The organism is Planococcus sp. SSTMD024, assembly GCF_041320495.1.
GTDB lineage: Bacteria > Bacillota > Bacilli > Bacillales_A > Planococcaceae > Planococcus.
This window is the reverse complement of the sequence record NZ_JBGGNS010000003.1, coordinates 1-19,275: the sequence shown is the minus strand read 5'-3', so window position 1 is coordinate 19,275 and position 19,275 is coordinate 1. Positions and strand designations below refer to the sequence as shown.

The 19,275-nt window shown below is 49.7% G+C and carries 17 protein-coding genes and 1 tRNA gene; 14 read left to right on the top strand and 4 right to left on the bottom strand.

Annotation, left to right across the window (positions count from 1 at the left end; all coding sequences use genetic code 11):
* Window positions 1-507 precede the first annotated feature (507 nt).
* The 3 genes from argF to AB9R92_RS00135 are packed head-to-tail and all read right to left on the bottom strand — an operon-like array spanning window position 508 to window position 5,613.
* Window positions 508-1,458 (bottom strand): ornithine carbamoyltransferase, encoded by a 951-nt coding sequence (gene argF, locus AB9R92_RS00145; RefSeq protein ID WP_370667574.1) that lies wholly within the window; start codon window positions 1,456-1,458, stop codon window positions 508-510.
* The gene (locus tag AB9R92_RS00140) at window positions 1,455-4,553 is read right to left on the bottom strand and encodes a carbamoyl-phosphate synthase (glutamine-hydrolyzing) large subunit (RefSeq protein WP_370667573.1); all 3,099 of its coding nucleotides are present in this window, start codon (window positions 4,551-4,553) and stop codon (window positions 1,455-1,457) included. Before AB9R92_RS00140 ends, argF begins: the two co-directional genes overlap by 4 nt.
* Entirely contained in the window at window positions 4,546-5,613 is a 1,068-nt protein-coding gene (locus AB9R92_RS00135) for a carbamoyl phosphate synthase small subunit (protein WP_370667572.1), read from the bottom strand. The genes AB9R92_RS00140 and AB9R92_RS00135 overlap by 8 nt, the downstream gene beginning before the upstream one ends.
* A 242-nt stretch (window positions 5,614-5,855) precedes the next feature.
* On the opposite strand from AB9R92_RS00135, the gene AB9R92_RS00130 reads away from it, so the two are divergent.
* The 3 genes from AB9R92_RS00130 to AB9R92_RS00120 all read left to right on the top strand — a co-directional run bounded on the left by AB9R92_RS00130 (window position 5,856) and on the right by AB9R92_RS00120 (window position 7,470).
* A complete protein-coding gene (locus AB9R92_RS00130; protein WP_370667571.1) occupies window positions 5,856-6,272 on the top strand; it encodes an FtsB family cell division protein in 417 nt (138 codons plus the stop codon).
* Between the two features lie 114 nt (window positions 6,273-6,386).
* Window positions 6,387-6,806 carry a S1 domain-containing RNA-binding protein gene (locus tag AB9R92_RS00125; protein WP_058382215.1) on the top strand — a complete coding sequence of 140 codons (420 nt, stop codon included), beginning with the start codon at window positions 6,387-6,389 and terminating at the stop codon, window positions 6,804-6,806.
* Window positions 6,807-7,008: 202 nt separating this feature from the next.
* The gene (locus AB9R92_RS00120; RefSeq protein ID WP_370667570.1) at window positions 7,009-7,470 is read left to right on the top strand and encodes a DinB family protein; all 462 of its coding nucleotides are present in this window, start codon (window positions 7,009-7,011) and stop codon (window positions 7,468-7,470) included.
* A 44-nt stretch (window positions 7,471-7,514) separates the two neighbouring features.
* Here the strand turns inward: AB9R92_RS00120 and AB9R92_RS00115 are convergent.
* Window positions 7,515-7,588, bottom strand: a tRNA-Met gene (locus AB9R92_RS00115).
* Window positions 7,589-7,709: 121 nt separating this feature from the next.
* Here AB9R92_RS00115 and tilS point away from each other — a divergent pair.
* The 11 genes from tilS (at window position 7,710) to lysS (ending at window position 18,973) form a co-directional block, all read left to right on the top strand.
* On the top strand, window positions 7,710-9,101 hold the full coding sequence (tilS, locus tag AB9R92_RS00110) for a tRNA lysidine(34) synthetase TilS (protein ID WP_370667569.1): 1,392 nt from the start codon (window positions 7,710-7,712) through the stop codon (window positions 9,099-9,101).
* A gap of 22 nt (window positions 9,102-9,123) precedes the next feature.
* Window positions 9,124-9,675 (top strand): hypoxanthine phosphoribosyltransferase, encoded by a 552-nt coding sequence (gene hpt / locus AB9R92_RS00105; protein ID WP_370667568.1) that lies wholly within the window; start codon window positions 9,124-9,126, stop codon window positions 9,673-9,675.
* Window positions 9,676-9,796: 121 nt separating this feature from the next.
* Window positions 9,797-11,806: an ATP-dependent zinc metalloprotease FtsH gene (ftsH, locus tag AB9R92_RS00100; RefSeq protein ID WP_370667567.1), complete on the top strand. Its 2,010-nt coding sequence runs from the start codon at window positions 9,797-9,799 to the stop codon at window positions 11,804-11,806.
* 105 nt (window positions 11,807-11,911) lie between these two features.
* Window positions 11,912-12,679 (top strand): type III pantothenate kinase, encoded by a 768-nt coding sequence (locus tag AB9R92_RS00095; protein WP_370667566.1) that lies wholly within the window; start codon window positions 11,912-11,914, stop codon window positions 12,677-12,679.
* Window positions 12,680-12,696: 17 nt separating this feature from the next.
* Window positions 12,697-13,578 carry an Hsp33 family molecular chaperone HslO gene (hslO, locus tag AB9R92_RS00090; protein ID WP_370667565.1) on the top strand — a complete coding sequence of 294 codons (882 nt, stop codon included), beginning with the start codon at window positions 12,697-12,699 and terminating at the stop codon, window positions 13,576-13,578.
* On the top strand, window positions 13,559-14,491 hold the full coding sequence (locus AB9R92_RS00085; RefSeq protein WP_370667564.1) for a peptidyl-prolyl cis-trans isomerase: 933 nt from the start codon (window positions 13,559-13,561) through the stop codon (window positions 14,489-14,491). The genes hslO and AB9R92_RS00085 overlap by 20 nt, the downstream gene beginning before the upstream one ends.
* Window positions 14,492-14,589: 98 nt before the next feature.
* A complete protein-coding gene (gene cysK / locus AB9R92_RS00080; RefSeq protein WP_370667563.1) occupies window positions 14,590-15,531 on the top strand; it encodes a cysteine synthase A in 942 nt (313 codons plus the stop codon).
* Window positions 15,532-15,670: 139 nt separating this feature from the next.
* Window positions 15,671-16,477 carry a dihydropteroate synthase gene (gene folP / locus AB9R92_RS00075; RefSeq protein ID WP_370667562.1) on the top strand — a complete coding sequence of 269 codons (807 nt, stop codon included), beginning with the start codon at window positions 15,671-15,673 and terminating at the stop codon, window positions 16,475-16,477.
* Window positions 16,478-16,479: 2 nt separating this feature from the next.
* Window positions 16,480-16,842: a dihydroneopterin aldolase gene (gene folB / locus AB9R92_RS00070; RefSeq protein WP_370667561.1), complete on the top strand. Its 363-nt coding sequence runs from the start codon at window positions 16,480-16,482 to the stop codon at window positions 16,840-16,842.
* Window positions 16,842-17,333 (top strand): 2-amino-4-hydroxy-6-hydroxymethyldihydropteridine diphosphokinase, encoded by a 492-nt coding sequence (gene folK, locus AB9R92_RS00065; RefSeq protein ID WP_370667560.1) that lies wholly within the window; start codon window positions 16,842-16,844, stop codon window positions 17,331-17,333. Before folB ends, folK begins: the two co-directional genes overlap by 1 nt.
* A 155-nt stretch (window positions 17,334-17,488) precedes the next feature.
* Window positions 17,489-18,973: a lysine--tRNA ligase gene (gene lysS, locus AB9R92_RS00060; RefSeq protein ID WP_370667559.1), complete on the top strand. Its 1,485-nt coding sequence runs from the start codon at window positions 17,489-17,491 to the stop codon at window positions 18,971-18,973.
* Window positions 18,974-19,275 lie beyond the last annotated feature (302 nt).

Genomic DNA, 19,275 nt, shown 5'->3' with positions numbered 1-19,275 from the left:
CGGGAATCGAGCCTCCTCGTCGCGCCAAAATCATGCGCTCCTGTGGGGTCTCTCAAACCCGCTGATCCCTCAGGCGTCGCCGCCCTACACTCCATCTCTAGGTTTCGAATGGTGATTAATTGCGTCACCCTCTCAATTTAGTAAATGAAGAAATAAAGTGCACATTTTCTCGGTAGACCAGTTTACTGATTTTGTTCAGCATATGCATTGCCAACTAAGCGAGGTATTCAAAGGCGGGCGAACCATACAGAACCGAAACCATCTGACTCATTCGATTCAACGAAATATCTAAGCCCCTCGCGCTTAAGGGTGAAGCGAAGCCATGAGACAGGCGTTCTTCCTGGCTTATGGCGGGAGCTCAACCCAAAGCGAGGTGGCGGCTACCAAGGTGATGAAAAAACACAGCTTCCTCCTCCACACATGAAAACGCCACTCCGCTAAAAATTCGCCAACCCCAAAAAGAGCCTCGCCATTTGCAGGCAAGGCTCTTCATTCGTATCAATAAGTTCAATCGCCCATCAAAGTCACAAGCACCGCTTTTTGGGCATGCAGGCGGTTTTCCGCTTCCTGGAAAATAACCGAATGCGGCCCTTCCAAAATAGCAGTCGTCACTTCTTCCTCACGGTGCGCAGGGAGGCAATGCATAAAGATGTAATCAGCTTTTGCGTGCTGTACCAGTTCTGCATTCACTTGGAATCCTGCAAAATCATTCAAACGTTTGATAGCTTCCGCTTCCTGGCCCATGCTCGCCCAGACATCTGTATAGATGGCGTCGCTATTTTTGACGGCTTCGACGGGATCATTGGTCACCGTCACCAGAGACCCGGTATTTTGCGCGATGGCCCGTGCGAGTTCGACCATCTCCGCTTTTGGCTCATAGCCTTTCGGGGCGGCGATCGCGATATCGAGCCCGACTTTGGCGGCACCGATCATCAAGGAATTGGCCATATTATTGCCATCTCCGATATACGCCAGCTTGCGGCCTTTCAACTCGCCGAAATGTTCCATCAGCGTCATCAAATCAGCGAGCACTTGGCACGGGTGGTAATCGTCCGTCAAGCCATTGATGACGGGAATCGAACTGAACTCGGCGAGCTCTTCAACGGCGGATTGGTGGAATGTGCGGATCATCAAGCCGTCCAAATAACCCGACAATACACGGGCCGTATCGGCAATCGTTTCACCGCGGCCGAGCTGGGTATCCTGAGAACTCAAGAACATCGCGTGGCCGCCGAGCTGCAGCATGCCCGCTTCAAACGACACGCGCGTACGGGTCGACGATTTCTCGAAGATCATGCCGAGCACTTTTCCTTTCAAGAGTGGCAAATGTTTGTTTTCCGGTTTCTTTAATTCAATCGCTAAATTAAGCAGATCGAGGATCTCCTCGGTGCTATAGTCTTTCAATGAGAGAAAATCTTCCTGGGCAACCGTTGGGGCAAGCGGCATGATCATCGTCATTGGGCAAGCACTCCTTTCAAGCGTTCAGATTGGATTTTTTGGCTCGCGGCGTAAGCGGCCGCAGTCTCCGGGCGCGACCAGGCATGGAGGCGGTGGATGGCCGCTTGCGCCATGCGGGCAGCGTCAGGCGTTTCGGAAAAGTCGAGATAGGCGGCAGCGTCTTTCGATACTAACCACTCGTTAAACGAAAGTTGGTCTTCGGTGACGATCGTCAAGCCTTGTGACCGGAAGGCGTCGAGTTGCTCGTAATCGGCGCTGTCTTTAGCAGCGAACAGCGTTGAACCTGTTGCAAGTTTCGCCAGCTGCACAGAAGCCCCCGTCAATGCTTTCTCGAGCGCTTCTTCAAACAGCTTGGCTGTGCCGATCACTTCACCGGTCGACATCATCTCAGGCGACAGCACCGGGGACAGGCCAGGCAATTTAATATGGGAGAACACCGGGGCTTTAACAGTAAAGTCCGGTTGTCCGTTATATGTGTTTTCAATGCCAAGCTCCTCGTACGGCACGCCGAGCAGTAGGGCGGTAGCGTGCTGAACGAGCGGCACATCCGTCACTTTCGAGCTGATCGGCGCCGTGCGCGACGCCCGAGGGTTGATTTCCATGACGAATAATTGATTTTCTTCGTAGACGAATTGAATATTGAACAGCCCGGTGTAATCGAGTTGTCTTGCAATATGCTTTGCGGTATCGACCAGCTTTTGCTGCTGGGCATCTGACAGCGTTACGGGCGGCGTGCTCGCAATGCTGTCGCCGGAATGGACGCCGGTCCCTTCGATGTGCTCGAAGATCGCCGACACCCAGACATTGTCGCCATCCGTTAAAATATCCGCTTCCGCTTCTTTGCCGGTAACGAAATGGTCGACCAATACCGGAAACGCCTTGTCCGCGCCCGCGAGCCAAGCATCAAGCTCCGCTTGGTCGTGAAGCACGATCATGCCGCGTCCGCCGATGACATAAGAAGGGCGGAGCAAGACAGGGAAGCCGAGTTTTTCCGCTGCCGGCAGCACTTCTTCCGGCGCATTTGCCGTCGTCCCGGGGATGGTCGGCAAGCCGATTGATTCAAGAAACGCGTAAAAGCGGTCGCGGTCTTCCATTTGGTCCAGCAAATCGACCGATGAGCCGAGCACGGTGATGCCCGCTTGTTCCAGCGCTTTCGCCAAATTAAGCGAAGTCTGGCCACCGAACTGGAGGATGACTTGGTGTATGCCTTCAAATTCCAGGACGTTCAAGACATCTTCCGCTGTGATCGGTTCGAAATAAAGCGCATCGGCCACTTCGTAATCGGTGCTGACGGTTTCCGGGTTGTTGTTGATCATGACCGCTTCGTAGCCCAGTTTCTGTGCGGCCATGACGCTGTGCACGCAGCAATAATCAAATTCGATGCCTTGCCCGATGCGGATTGGGCCGGATCCGACGACCGCCACTTTTTTTGCATCATTTGAGCGGTCGACATCTGCGGCATTGTCCCATGTGGAATAGAAATATTTTGTATTCGAGCGGAATTCCGCGGCGCAAGTGTCGATCATCCGGTAAGCTGGCGCAATTTTATAGCTTCTGCGCTGCCCCCAAATTTCCGCTGCCGGCACTCCCCAAATATCGGCCATTTGCTGGTCGCTGAAGCCGAGTTTTTTCGCCTGCAATAAGCGTTCTGCGGTCACTGTGTTCCAGCTGATCGATTTGAGGTCTTGCCATTCTGCAACAATATTCGATAACACGTATAAGAAATACGGCGTGATGCCGGTGATGGCATGCAGTTCGTCGGTGGTTTTCCCGCGGATGAGCAATTCGAACAACACGAACAAACGGCGGTCGTCCGGCTTCATTGCGAGTTCCAGCAACTCACCCGTCGGCAATGCGTATAGGGCAGGAAGGCGGAACCCGTCGATCGGCAGTTCAAGCGAGCGCAGCGCTTTTTGCATGGCGGCTTCCATGCGCCGTTCGATCGCCATCACTTCGCCGGTCGCCTTCATCTGCGTGCCGAGCGTGCGGTCTGCTAAAGGAAATTGGTCGAACGGCCAGCGCGGGATTTTCAAGGCCACATAATCGAGTGCCGGCTCGAAGCTTGCATAAGTCGTGCCGGTCACCGGGTTCTTTAACTCGTGGAGTGTATAGCCGATTGCGAGCTTGGCAGCAATCTTCGCGATCGGGTAGCCGGTCGCCTTGGAAGCAAGCGCAGATGAGCGGCTGACGCGCGGGTTGACTTCAATCAAAAAATAATCGGAGGTTTCCGGATGGAGGGCGAACTGCACATTGCAGGCGCCGATGATGCCGAGCGCTTCGATGATGTTGATGCAAGACGTGCGCAGCATGTGAAAATCCGGATCGTTCAAAGTCTGGCTCGGGGCGACGACGATCGAATCGCCGGTGTGGACACCGACCGGATCCAAGTTCTCCATATTGCAAACCGTGATGCAGGTGCCCGAAGCATCGCGCATCACTTCGTATTCGATTTCCTTATAGCCGGCGATGCTCGTCTCGACCAGGCATTGCTTGATCGGGCTTGCCGACAAGCCTTGTGTGACCAGTTTGGTATAAGCCGCTTCGTCGCTTGCGATGCCGCCGCCGAAACCGCCGAGCGTATAGGCGGGACGGACGATAACGGGATAACCCGTACGTTCTGCAAAAGCGAGCGCGCCGTCGAGCGAGTAGATGATGTCGGAATCAGGCACCGGTTCACCGAGTTGCTGCATCAAGGAACGGAACTGGTCGCGGTCTTCCGCTTTTTTGATGGCTTTCATATCGGTACCGAGTAATGTGACACCGTATTGTTCCAAGATGCCGGCATCTGCCAGTGCCATCGCCAAATTCAAGCCGGTCTGCCCGCCGACCGTCGCGAGCAAGCCGTCCGGGCGTTCTTTCTCGATGATTTTAGTAGCGGATTCGAGTGTCATCGGTTCGAAATACACTTTATCCGAGACGCTTTCATCGGTCATGATCGTTGCCGGGTTGTTATTGATGAGTACCACTTCGATGCCTTCTTCTTTTAATGCAAGGCATGCTTGGGTGCCGGAATAATCGAACTCTGCGGCTTGCCCGATGACGATGGCACCTGATCCGATAACGAGCACTTTTTCAATAGAGTCTAATTTAGGCATGCATTTTCACCTTCTTCATTTCATTTGCGGTCTCTAGGAACTGATGGAACAAGGCGAGATGATCCGCAGGTCCTGGCGCTGCTTCCGGATGGAATTGGACCGTCGTAATCGGCAATTGCGGATGGATCAAGCCTTCAATGCTGCCATCGTTGACATTTTCATACAGCACTTCAAAAGGTGTGTCTGACAAGCTCTCTGCTTCGACGACATAGCTGTGGTTCTGGGAACTCATGCTGACGCGTCCGGTCTTATTGTTTTTGACGGGATGGTTGGCGCCCCGGTGCCCGTAAGCAAGCTTCGTTGTTTTCGCGCCGAAAGCGGAAGCCAGCACTTGATGGCCAAGGCAAATGCCGAATGATGGATAGCGTTCCGCCCAAGCGCGGTAGACCGGCAAGCGGCTGTTCAATGCTTGCGGGTCTCCCGGACCGTTCGAGAACAATAGCCCGTCAACGCCAAGAGATTCAGGAAGGTTGGCTGCCCCGTTATAAGGGATGATGCTGACCGTGCAGCCGAGAGCGAGCAATTCTTTTAAAATGGATGCTTTGTAATGGAAATCGACCAGGCCGATATGCAATGAACCTTCACCGGCCTGCTTCGTTGCTGCCGCTTCGATGTCCGGGAAAAAATCGGTCTTGATCATTTGCCACGGTTGTTCAGTCGCATTTCCGTGAAGCAGCTGTGCCGGCATAGTACCCGTTTCACGAACCTGTTGGATGACTGAGCGTGTATCGATGCCGCTCAGGAGCGGAACGCCTTGCGCTTTGGCGAATTGTGCCAGCGACATTGCTTGTTTTGGCAATGGGCCCGCATACAGCTCTGCAACGATGATGCCAGAGGCTTGGATTTTTTCGGATTGTGCATAAAGCGACTCGATGCCGTATTGGCCAATCAATGGATACGAAAAAACGATCACTTGCCCTTTATAGGACGGGTCGGTAATAACTTCCTCGTAGCCGGTCATGCCGGTGAAAAAAACCACTTCTCCTTGCACTGCCACTGGTGTGCCATGCCACGTTCCCGTAAACGATGCGCCATTTGCCAAAATCAATTTTCCTGTCATACTCCACACTCCTTCTATGAATATATATGCAATATAAGTAATTTTTATAATAAATGATGTGTCCTGTATTATAAAGTTGCATAAAAATTAAGTCAACAGCATTTTTATTAATTATTAAGGGGGGTGGTTAAATTCCGGTAAAATGCAGGAAAAAAGGAGAAAGGGCTTACAGAAAATCTTTTTAAATGGAATGTTTTTCATGTATAATAATCACAAAATCAGTTGGGAAGGGGCGTCCATAGGTGAAGAGAGAGAAAATGCATGAAAATCAGGGAGTGACCCCGCTGCAAAATGAATACACGCGGGCTGCAGAAATTGAAGACGTACGGAAAAAGCGGCATAAAGTGGTATTGTACAGGCGGCTGGCGGTATTTGGCTTGGTCGTGCTACTGACGAGCATTTGGTTAGGTTCAACCATTTATGCACAATCCCAGACCATTGCCGGAAAAGAACAGTTGCAAGAGGAAAAAATGGCCGAGCTTGAAGAAGTACAGAAGCAGCAAGCCAAGCTCGAAGAACAGATCCGTTTATTGAATGATGATGATTATTTGTCGAAGCTTGCACGCAAAGATTATTTCCTGTCAAATGAAGGCGAGATTATTTTTACCTTGCCGGATGACGCCGAGAAAAGACAGGAAGATGGCGAAGAAAAAGAGTAGTCGGTTGACACTCTTCCTTTCATCGCTATAATTAAAGGTGGGATCAGTCCCGCAAACTGTCAATTTGGCCCGAATCTGGAGTCATCTTAAATTTTAAGGAGGAGCATTTTTTTTATGTCGATTGAAGTAGGCAGCAAGTTAGAAGGAAAAGTCACGGGTATTACAAACTTTGGAGCGTTCGTACAGCTTCCAACAGGTGCAACAGGCCTCGTGCATATTAGTGAAGTCGCCGACAACTATGTGAAAGATATCAATGATCACTTGAAAGTTGGCGAAATGGTAGAAGTGAAAGTGATGAATGTAGAAGCAGACGGGAAAATCGGTTTGTCGATCCGCAAAGCGAAGCCTCAGCCAGAAGGCGGCACAAGCCGTCCAAGCCGTCCGCGTCCGAACAATCGTTCTTTTGACCGCGCCCCTAAGGAAACCTTCGAAACGAAGATGGCAAAATTCCTGAAAGACAGCGAAGACAACCTGTCGACGTTAAAGCGTGCCACAGAATCCAAGCGTGGCGGTCGTGGTGCGAAAAGAGGCTAACTTGCTAGCTGTTTTAATAGCATAGAGAAAATGCTTCAACTTAGTTGAACTATGAAGATGGAACGCATCTCCTTTCGGGGAGGGCGTTTTTTTATCGGCCGAAAAAAGCGAAGTGGTAGGAGAATAGGGTGCGTTTGTCTAAATAAGTAGACAGCTCAGCAGGCATGAGTCCTGCACGATATAGCGGAAAGGTGTGGAAAGAATGGAACAACAGCAAGTGCTTCAGGCATTTGACGAGTACGAAGTCTATATGGAATCGCTCCAAAAGACTTTATCGGAGCCAGCCGACGCGTATAAGCCGATCGCAGACGGCAAATGGTCGATTGCGCAGATGGTCATGCATCTCGCGGAATGGGACCGTTTTATCCGGAGTGAGCGCTTGCCGCATATGACAGAAGGGGCGCATCTGGAGCCCTTGCCGGAAGTCGACGAGTTCAACCGGCGCGCAATCGACAAAGCCGAGACAATGGATTTTCCGGCCATCATCACCCAAGCTATTGAAGAACGCCGCTTGTTGAAAGAGCAGCTGGCATCTGCCACCCCTAGCCAATGGAATGCAGTGTTCTACGTCGACGATCAAGACATGACGATGGGCCGTTATTTCGGGGATCTCACCAAGCACGATGCCCACCATTTCAAACAGATCAATACTTTTTTAACATAAAAAAGCAGCGCCCTCCATTACGGAGGGCGCTGCTTATAACAGGATGGCGGCAGAGGGGATCGAACCCCCGACCTTACGGGTATGAACCGTACGCTCTAGCCAGCTGAGCTACGCCGCCTTGTTCAAACGAACAGTTTATATCATACTATCCTTAATACATATGTGTCAATTAGCATTTTATGTTTTTACGATATTTATTTTATTTGGACTGGAAAACAGCCAGAATAGGAGGGCATGCCGTGGATCATTATGAACAAACGATGCTTGCATACCATAAAAAACACGGGCTATTTGAAAAAGGCGATCGACTCGTCATCGGCGTCTCGGGCGGCATCGATTCGATGGTTCTTTTGCAGTTTCTCTCAAAAAAACGGCATCAATTGGGCGTACATCTCACAGCGGTGCATATCGATCATATGCTAAGAGGCGAACAATCTGCGGAAGACCGCCGCTTTGTCGAACAGCAATGCAAGCTGTGGGAGGTGCCGTGTGAAAGTTTTGCAGTTCCAATCCCGGCGATTTTAGCTGAAAATGGCGGGAACATGCAAAATGTCTGCCGACAAGAACGTTACCTAATATTCGAGCGAGTGATGAAAAAAACCGACTCTACGGTGCTCATCACGGCCCATCACGCAGATGACCAATTGGAGACCATTTTGATGGAGGGCATGCGCGGCAGCCTGTGGAACGGGGCTTTTGGCATGCACATCAAGCGTCCGTTCGGCAGCGGCATGCTCGTACGGCCACAACTTGCCGTCACCAAAGCGGAAATTGCCCATTATGCGCAATTGAACAAATTGCCATACCGCGAAGACCCAAGTAATGCCAGTGACACTTACACGCGCAACCGCATTCGCAAGGCCATTGTGCCGGCGATGGCACAGGAAAACCCTCGCGCTTCGTTACACTTTTCGGAGCTTGCTGAACAAATCAATGAAGACGTTGCGTTCCTTCAGCAGCTTGCCGAACAAACGCTAAAAGAATTGCTGCCTTCAGATAAGGAATTGCTTATTTCTGCCGAAAGTTTCAGAAGCTATCCCTCTGCTTTACAAAAAAGGATGGTTCTACTACTATTAAACTATCTATATGATGACAAGCGAGTGTTAATAACGAGCCATTTGGCGGAACAAGTGCGCGAGCTGCTGCAAAGTTCCTCGGGCACTGTTTTTTTACATTTGCCGCAAAATTATATGATGACACGCCAATACGACCAGGTATTCTTTGAAAAACCAAAAGAATGCCTGCAGCGCCAGCGGGCGGACATCGGCCATTCTTGGTCGCCGCCTGTACTGGGCTCCCGTTACCGGGTGGTGCCAGTTGGCGAAGAGCCGGAAGCAGAAGATGCTGTTTTTTGGTATTTCCAATCCGAAGAGGCGGAGTTCACGCTCCGTGGAAGGGAGCCGGGCGACCGGATCTTGCTTGCCGGCATGAACCAGGAAAAAAAACTGGCGCGCCTGATGATTGACGAGAAGGTTCCGTCGCAACAACGGGACAACTGGCCGATCATCGTGGCCGGAAAACATCGAGTATTACTGGTGCCCGGTTTGCGCACCGCCGCTTGCCTGAGCCGGACCAAGCGTTCGGAAGACAACCGTGTATTAGTTAAACAATGCATAGACCATGCAAAATGAGGAAGAAACTAGGAGGCCCACCATGCTACAAAAGGACATTAAAGAAGTATTGATCAGCGAAGAACAGCTTCAAGAAAAAGCACTTGAACTCGGTGAAACATTGACGCGCGATTATGAAGGGAAATACCCGCTTGCCATCGGCGTATTAAAAGGCGCCATGCCATTCATGGGCGATCTCATGAAACGTTTTGACGGTTACGTGGAAATGGACTTTATGGACGTTTCAAGCTACGGAAACGCAACAGTTTCTTCAGGCGAAGTCAAAATCGTCAAGGATTTGAATGCAAGCGTCGAAGGCCGTGACTTGCTGATCATCGAAGACATCATCGACAGCGGGCTGACACTAAGCTATTTGGTGGACTTGTTCAAATACCGCAAAGCGAATTCCATTAAAATCGTCACGCTTCTCGACAAGCCAACTGGGCGCAAAGTGGATTTAAAAGCGGATTATATCGGCTTTGAAGTGCCGGATGCGTTCGTAGTCGGCTACGGTTTGGACTACGCAGAAAAATACCGCAATCTTCCCTATATTGGGATTCTTAAGCCATCTGTTTACAGCAGCGAAGAGGAATAGTCAAAGAACGTTCAAAGAGCCGATGATTTCAAGCATGCCGTAAAGGCTTTTCATTGTATGCATTTTTGTCCCTGTGTTAGTATTTAGTATAGTTTTGGGAAACTTTGTGAGGAGGCGCGGGATGAATCGAATATTCCGATACACCATATTTTATCTACTGATATTCCTAGTCATCATCGGTATTCTAGGAACTTTCAATAATAGCAATCAACCGACGCAAAACATTAGCTATAACGAATTTTTGGCAGCGCTGAACGCGGGCGAGATTGAGAATGTCACGATCCAGCCTGACGCACAAGTGTATGAAGTGACCGGTGAAATGACCGATTACGAAGAAGGCGAATCATTTGTGACCAATGTGCCGATCGAGAACGAGGCATTGACGCAGCAAATTGATGAAGTCGCGACAGCGCAAGATGTAGATGTCGAGTTTTTGAAAGCGCCGCAGACTAGCGGATGGGTTTCATTCTTTACGGGCATCATTCCATTCATCATCATCTTCATCCTGTTCTTCTTCTTGCTAAACCAATCACAAGGCGGCGGTGGCGGCCGAGTGATGAACTTCGGGAAAAGCAAGGCGAAATTATACGATGACCAGAAACAAAAAGTTCGCTTCGATGATGTAGCCGGAGCGGATGAAGAGAAGCAAGAGCTTGTCGAAGTAGTGGACTTCCTGAAAGATCCGAAACGCTTCGGTGAAATCGGCGCCCGCATTCCAAAGGGGATCTTGCTTGTCGGGCCTCCTGGTACCGGTAAAACCTTGCTTGCCCGTGCAGTAGCCGGTGAAGCAGGCGTGCCGTTCTTCTCCATCAGTGGTTCGGACTTCGTTGAAATGTTCGTCGGTGTCGGGGCTTCGCGTGTTCGTGATTTGTTCGAGAACGCGAAGAAAAACGCACCATGTATCATCTTTATCGATGAAATCGATGCAGTCGGCCGCCAGCGCGGCGCCGGCCTCGGCGGCGGGCATGATGAGCGTGAACAAACGCTTAACCAATTGCTCGTTGAAATGGATGGCTTCGGTGCGAACGAAGGCATCATCATCATCGCTGCTACCAACCGTCCGGATATCCTGGACCCGGCACTTCTGCGTCCTGGCCGTTTTGACCGCCAGATCACAGTCGGCCGCCCGGATGTTAAAGGACGCGAAGAAGTGTTGAAAGTGCATGCGCGCAATAAGCCGCTTGATGACACGGTCGACATGAAGGCGATTGCCCAGCGGACGCCTGGCTTCTCCGGTGCAGACCTTGAGAACTTATTGAACGAAGCAGCGCTTGTCGCCGCTCGCCGCAATAAGAAGAAAATTGACATGGCCGATATCGACGAAGCGACAGACCGCGTCATCGCGGGTCCGGCTAAGAAGAATCGCGTCATCTCGAAAAAAGAACGCAATATCGTCGCATACCATGAATCAGGGCATACTGTTATTGGCTTGATTCTGGATGATGCGGACATCGTTCATAAAGTAACGATTGTGCCGCGTGGCCAGGCTGGCGGATATGCCGTCATGCTGCCGCGTGAAGACCGTTACTTCATGACGAAACCGGAACTTCTCGATAAGATTGCCGGCTTGCTCGGCGGCCGTGTTGCAGAGGATATCGTCTTTGGCGAAGTATCCACTGGCGCTCACAATGACTTCCAGCGTGCAACAGCAATCGCCCGCAGCATGGTCACTGAATACGGGATGAGCGACAAGATTGGCCCGATCCAATTTGGCCAATCCCAAGGCGGCAATGTCTTCCTTGGACGCGACTTCAATTCAGACCAAAATTATTCCGATGCGATTGCGTTCGAAATCGATCAGGAAATCCAGCGCATCATCAAAGAGCAATACGTCCGGACGAAAGAGATCCTCACGGAAAAACGTGAACTTCTTGAACTACTCGCCAACACATTGCTCGAAGTGGAAACACTCGATGCCGCTCAAATCATGCATTTGAAAGAACACGGCACATTGCCGGAACGTTCGTATGAAGCCTTGAACGGCAATTACGAAAAAGAAGAAAGCGAAACGGAAACAGACGAGGTAAACCCAGATGTCACGGGCGCACCGAATGATCCGTCATCAGGAGATTTACCGGAAGAAGGTTCATCAACCGATTCCAAAGGACCGATTCGAGAAGACCGTAAATAATGAAAAGCCGGTGCCACCCCTCAAAAGGGCTTGGCGCCGGCTTTTTGCTTTTGTAGAATTATGGTATGATGTGTTGGAAATTCAGCAGATAAATGGGGAGAATTTATGATTTTAGTGATGGATACCGGCAATACCAATATCGTCCTTGGCGTATATGATAACGAAACACTGCTGCACCATTGGCGGATGGAAACCGACCGCCACAAAACCGAAGATGAATACGCCATGCAGATCAAAGCGTTTTTGAATCACGTCGGCCTCGGATTTGAAGCAATTGACGGCGTCATCATGTCATCCGTCGTCCCGCCGATCATGTTTGCGCTAGAGCGCATGGCACAAAAATATTTTCACACCAAAGCGCTGGTCGTCGGGCCCGGCGTCAAGACCGGCCTCAACATCAAATACGAAAACCCGCGTGAAGTCGGTGCGGACCGTATCGTTAATGCCGTTGCGGCCATACAGGAATATGGCGGACCCTTGATCATTGTCGACTTCGGCACCGCCAACACTTTTTGCTATATCGATGAAAACAATCAATACCAAGGCGGCGCCATCGCCCCGGGGATCCAAAGCTCGACCGAAGCACTATACACGCGAGCATCGAAATTGCCGCGCATTGAAATCGCGCGTCCCGATTCGGTCGTCGGCAAAAACACCATTTCAGCAATGCAAGCGGGCATCGTCTATGGCTATGTCGGCCAAGCAGAAGGCATCATCACCCGCATGAAAAAACAAAGCAAACAACATCCGACCGTTATCGCGACAGGCGGGCTTGCACCCTTGATTGCCGCAGAGTCGGATATGATCGACCATATAGACCCGTTTTTGACATTGAAAGGCCTGCATTTCATTTATAAACGCAATCAAGCGTAAGGAAAGGAAGAATCACTATGGCAGATTATTTAGTACGCGGACTTGGCTTTAATGGCAACGTGCGTGCATTTGCAGTCAATACGACAGAAACGGTCGGGGAAGCGCAGCGCCGCCACCAGACATGGCCCGCCGCAACAGCGGCCCTCGGGCGTTTAATGACAGGCGGCGTCATGTTCGGTGCGATGCTGAAAGGAGAAGACCGCGTCACTTTGAAAATCGAGGCAGGCGGGCCGGTCGGGCATTTATTGGTCGATAGCGACGCTAAAGGCAATGTGCGCGGCTATGTTGCCAATCCGCAAACCCATGTCGACAGCAAAGGCGGGAAGCTCGATGTCAAAGGCGTGGTTGGCACAGAGGGCATGCTGTCGGTCGTCAAGGACCTGGGCATGCGCGATTATTTCACCGGACAGACGCCGATCGTCTCCGGGGAAATTGCGGAAGACTTGACGTATTATTTCGTCGTCTCCGAGCAAGTGCCTTCATCTGTCGGGCTCGGCGTTCTCGTTGATACCGATAATTCGGTGCTCGCAGCAGGCGGCTTCATCATTCAATTGATGCCCGATATCGATGACGAAACCATTACATTGATCGAAAAACGTTTGGCGAATATCGAACCCGTTTCGTCCATGATCAAGCGCGGGCTCACCCCTGAAGGGATCCTAGAAGAAGTGCTGGGCGCAGATAATGTGCAAATCCTCGGGGAAATGCCCGTCCAGTTCAATTGCACCTGCTCAAAAGAAAAATTTGCAGAAGGCATCATGGGGCTCGGAAAAGAAGAAATCCGCCAAATGATCGATACAGACGGCCAAGCGGAAGCGGAATGCCATTTCTGCCACGAAAAGTATCATTACACCAAAGAAGAATTGGAAGCGTTGCTCAATGAACTCGAATCGAACTAACCCGACACCCTCGAAACAGAAACGCCACTTGAAAACGAAACCGGTATTAATGGTCATCGGCATTTTATTGCTGGCCAATTTACTGTGGTTCATCGCCTGGCTCATCCCCAATGGCAGCAGTGCCGCCAACGAGGAAGTCGCAGCAGTCGATGGCGAAGAAATCACGCGTGCTGAATGGATGGCATCGATGGAGCAGCAACACGGCCGAAGTGCCCTTCTCGAATTGGTCAATGAAAAAGTCATGGCCGCTGCAGCAGATGATTACGGTATCGAAGTGTCGGATAAGGAAATTGACCTGGAACTGGCCATGATGCGGACCGCTCGGGACGGAACCGAAGAACTGCTGTATGCAAATGACAACGAGCGCCAGCGCGAAAAAGTGAAGGCGCAATTGATCTTGGAAAAGGTCCTGACGAAAGATGTCCTTATCGAGGACCAGACCATCAAAGGCTTCTATGAGGACAACCGGGCCATCTATGACGTTAAAGATTCCTACCGCACAAGCATGATTGTTTTGAATTCCAAAGCGGAGGCGGAAGAGGCGATCAAAGAACTCGACAACGGCTCGAGCTTTGAAGCGCTGGCCCGCGAGCGTTCCATCGATAACGCCACCGGCAATCTCGGCGGGGATATCGGGTTTGTATCTCCGGGCCAAGCGTCGATCGATCCGCAAATCGCGAAAACGGTCGAAACGATCGAACCGGGCTCATGGTCGGCCCCGCTGGCACTTGAAGATGGGCGGACCGCCGTTATTATGGTGAAAGAAAAAATCGAAGGCCGCACGTTCGGTTACGACGAAGTGAAAGAACATATCAGCCGGGAGTTGGCCCTCGAACAATTGCCCCAATCCGTCTCGCCCGAAGCTTTTTGGCAAGAATTCAATGCTGAATGGTTTTACGGTGAAGGAGAATAATCTGCCGACGCTCTCCAAGGATTGACAGTTCGCGCCGCAATTGATAGGATGAAATAAAATAATGTCGACAAAAATAGTAGGGATTAGGAGTGGTAAACATGGCACGAGTAGGAAATTCAATTACCGAATTGATTGGGCAAACACCGATTGTTAAATTAAACCGGCTGACAGGACCTGAAGATGCGGAAGTTTACGTTAAATTGGAATACTTCAACCCAGGCTCCAGCGTAAAAGACCGGATCGCGCTCGCGATGATCGAAGCGGCAGAAAAATCCGGCGACCTAAAAGAAGGCGATACGTTAATTGAACCGACAAGCGGCAATACAGGGATCGGCCTCGCCATGATCGCTGCCGCGAAAGGTTACCGAAGCGTTCTTGTCATGCCTGAAACAATGAGCATGGAACGCCGCAACTTGTTGCGCGCATACGGTGCAGAACTAGTGTTAACACCGGGACCGGATGGCATGAACGGCCCAAACGGCGCGATCAAAACGGCTGAAAAACTGGCGGCTGAAAATTCTTGGTTCATGCCTCAGCAGTTCAATAATGAAGCGAACCCCGAAGTGCATCGCCTGACCACAGGGCCTGAAATCGTCGAAGCGATGGATCAATTGGACGCCTTTATCTCGGGTATCGGCACAGGCGGCACCATCACAGGCGCTGGACAAGTGTTAAAAGAGCATTTCCCTAATGTCCACATCGTTGCCGTCGAACCGACCGACTCTCCTGTCTTGTCCGGCGGAAAACCTGGCCCCCACAAAATCCAAGGCATCGGTGCTGGCTTTGTTCCAGCCGTACTGAACACAGAAATTTACGACGAAATCATGCAAGTTAGCAACGAGCAATCCTATGAATTCGCCCGCAGAACTGCCCGCGAAGAAGGCATCCTTGGCGGTGTCTCATCAGGAGCGGCAATCTATGCAGCGCTTGAACTTGCAAAAAGACTCGGCAAAGGCAAGAAAGTATTGGCGATCTTGCCATCGAACGGTGAACGCTATTTAAGCACTCCGCTTTATCAATTTGATGAAAATAACGGATGATCCAAAGAGCCCTCTGAGAAGAGGGCTCTTTTATCTGTGCAGAAACTATAGATTCACGATAAGATAAGGGCAGTTTGTATAATCACATTTCCCGGGAAATGATTGATCCCTTTAATTCCTACATGGACGGTGGACAAAGATGAACTTAAATGTATTCACAAAAACGCAAGTAATGGGCATTTTGAATGTGACCCCGGATTCGTTTTCCGACGGCGGGCAATTCGACAATATTGAAAAAGCGGTGGCCCGCGCCAAGCAAATGCTCCAGGACGGTGCTGCAATAATCGATGTAGGTGGCGAATCAACGCGTCCCGGCCACACGCAGATTTCCGACGAAGAAGAAATCGCTCGCGTAGTCCCGGTCATCCGGGCGCTCAGAGAACAAACAGAGTCGATTATCTCCATCGATACATACAAATCCGCTGTCGCGCGTGCAGCCGTTAAGGCCGGTGCGCACATCATCAATGATATTTGGGGCGCCAAATACGATTCCCAAATCGCCCGAGTGGCCGCAGACAACCAAGTACCGATCATTCTAATGCACAACCGCACAGAAGCGGTGTACGATGATTTTTGGCAAGAAGCCAAAGAAGATCTCGAAGAAAGCATTCGAATCGCACAAAAGGCCGGTGTTCGGAGTGAGCACATCTGGCTTGATCCCGGCATCGGATTTGCCAAGACGCTCGCCCAAAATGTCGAAATGATGCAGCGGCTCGATCAGCTCGTAGCAATGGGCTACCCTGTGCTCCTCGGCACTTCCCGCAAATCATTTATCGGCAAACTACTCGATGCAAAAGTCGACGAGCGTTTGGAAGGCTCTCTCGCAACGGCAGCTTTTGGTGTCATGAAAGGCTGCCAAATCGTACGTGTCCATGATGTGAAAGAAACGGTGCAGACAGTCAAGATGATGGATTTCTTAACAGGAAAGACGAAGGTGGAGGGATAGAGATGGATTATATTCACTTAAACGAAATGGAGTTTTACGGTTATCATGGCGTATTTGCAGAAGAACAAAAACTCGGACAGCGCTTCCGGGCGACAGTGACGCTAGCGATCGATTTAAAACGTGCCGGGGAAACTGATGAGTTGGAACATACGGTTCATTACGGTGAAGCGTACGAAACATGTCGCCAAGTTATTGAAGGGAAACCGAAAAAGCTGGTCGAAACAGTGGCCGAAACAGTAGCTGCTGAATTATTGAACCAATTCCCCCTGGTCCAAGGAGTCCGCGTTCAGCTAATCAAACCTGACCCGCCGATTCCCGGCCATTACAAATCGGTAGCAATCGACATCACCCGGGGGAGCTTCTGATGAACGAAGCCTATCTATCTCTGGGTTCAAATTTAGGGGACCGGAAAGCTCAGCTTCAAGAAGCGGTCCGCTTGCTTCAAGCGAATCCCTCCATTTCTAACATAAGAATGTCCTCCATCTACGAAACGGCTCCAGTCGGCTATCTCGATCAGGGTGCATTCCTGAATTTAGTTATCCGACTGGAAACCAGTCTCTCGCCTTTGGAGTTATTGGATGCATGCCAAGAAATTGAACAAATTTTGCAAAGGGAGCGGCTGGTTCGCTGGGGCCCGCGTACAGTAGATCTTGATCTATTGCTATACGGTCAAGAGAAGATGACAACAGAAAGGCTAACCCTCCCGCATCCCCGCATGTACGAGCGGGCATTTGTGCTCGTGCCGTTACAAGAACTGATGCCCTCACTCAGTCTTCCGGAAGGTCTAGAAACGCAGGAAGTAGAATTATGGAAAACGTATAGTGACATAAAAACATTTTTGCTTGATGCAAATTAATTAACTGAATTAATTACGATTAGAAGAATTGCAATGAATACAATTAGAAGTTGCCGGGAAAGCGGCAGCTTTTCTTATGTAACGGCACGAAAAATTGTGTACAATGGATAAATACACGAAAGCACGTGGTTTTAACAGAAAAAGGAGTGTAGGAAATGTCAGAAGAGTTGAATGACCAATTAGTGGTGCGCCGCCAAAAGATGCAAAACTTCCGTGAGCATGGACTCGATCCATTCGGGAAGCGTTTTGAGCGCACGCACCTTTCCCAAGAAATTGTTGAGCAGTATGATCAATTCTCGAAAGAAGAATTAGAAGAAAAATCTGCTGAAGTTATTATAGCGGGACGTATCATGACAAAACGCGGAAAAGGTAAAGCAGGATTTGCGCATCTGCAGGATTTGAAGGGGCAGATTCAAATCTACGTTCGTAAAGACGCAATTGGAGAAGATTCCTATGAATTCTTCAAAACAGCAGACTTAGGTGACATCATCGGCGTTCGTGGCACTATTTTTAAAACAAATGTTGGTGAACTTTCAGTTAAGGCACAAGAAGTGGAATACTTAACAAAAGCACTTCGCCCACTGCCGGAAAAATTCCATGGTTTGAAAGATGTTGAGCAACGCTATCGCCAGCGCTACCTTGACTTGATTGTGAGCGAAAATAGTAAAGAGACGTTTATTTTGCGCAGCCGCATCATTCAAGCGATGCGTCGCTATCTGGATAACCAAGGCTTCCTGGAAGTCGAAACACCGATGCTTCACTCAATTGCCGGTGGAGCCACTGCACGTCCATTTATTACTCATCATAATGCGTTAGACATGCAATTATATATTCGAATTGCTATCGAACTTCATTTGAAACGCCTCATTGTAGGTGGATTAGAAAAAGTTTACGAAATCGGGCGCGTCTTCCGTAACGAAGGCATCTCTACACGTCATAATCCAGAATTCACTATGCTCGAACTTTACGAAGCATATGCCGATTACAATGACATCATGTCTTTGACAGAGAACTTAATTGCGCACACTGCACAAGAAGTTCTTGGCACAACCACTGTCCGTTATGGAGAAGAAGACATCAATCTAGCACCAGGCTGGAAACGCCTGCACATGGCAGATGCAGTTAAAGAATATACGGGTGTAGATTTTTGGCATCGTATGTCGAAGGAAGAAGCACAAGCACTTGCCAACAAACATGGCATCGAAATCAAACCGACTATGGAAGTTGGGCATATTCTCAATGAATTCTTCGAACAAAAAGTTGAAGAACAATTGGTTCAGCCTACATTCATTTATGGACATCCGGTTGAAATTTCTCCGCTTGCTAAGAAAAATCCGGAAGATGAGCGTTTCACAGATCGCTTTGAACTTTTCATCGTACGGAGAGAGCATGCAAACGCCTTTACAGAATTAAACGATCCAATTGATCAGCGCGAACGTTTTGAAGCGCAACTCATAGAAAAAGAAGAAGGGAACGATGAAGCTCATGAAATGGATGATGACTTTATCGAAGCGTTAGAATACGGTCTTCCACCAACAGGTGGGTTAGGAATTGGGATTGACCGCTTGGTTATGTTATTAACTAACTCAGCATCAATTCGAGACGTGTTATTATTCCCTCAGATGCGACCAAAAGAATAAATTGGAAGTGAAAACCGGATAAGCTAGATAGCTTATCCGGTTTTTTTAAAAAACTATTGTGCTTATTGCGATAAGGTGATAAGATATTTCTTGTCGCGTTTTTAGTAAAAAGCGAGATGAGAAGAAAGTGAAAATAACTATTGACTCCCACGAGGAAGTTTGGTAGTATTTAAAAGTCGCTGTCACATTAAGCGATTCGATTCAATAATATGAACTTTGAAAACTGAACAGCAAAACGTCAACAATACCGCCGCGAGTGATCGCGGCAAACTTACTGATCAGCTTCGGCAGATCAAAGCGAA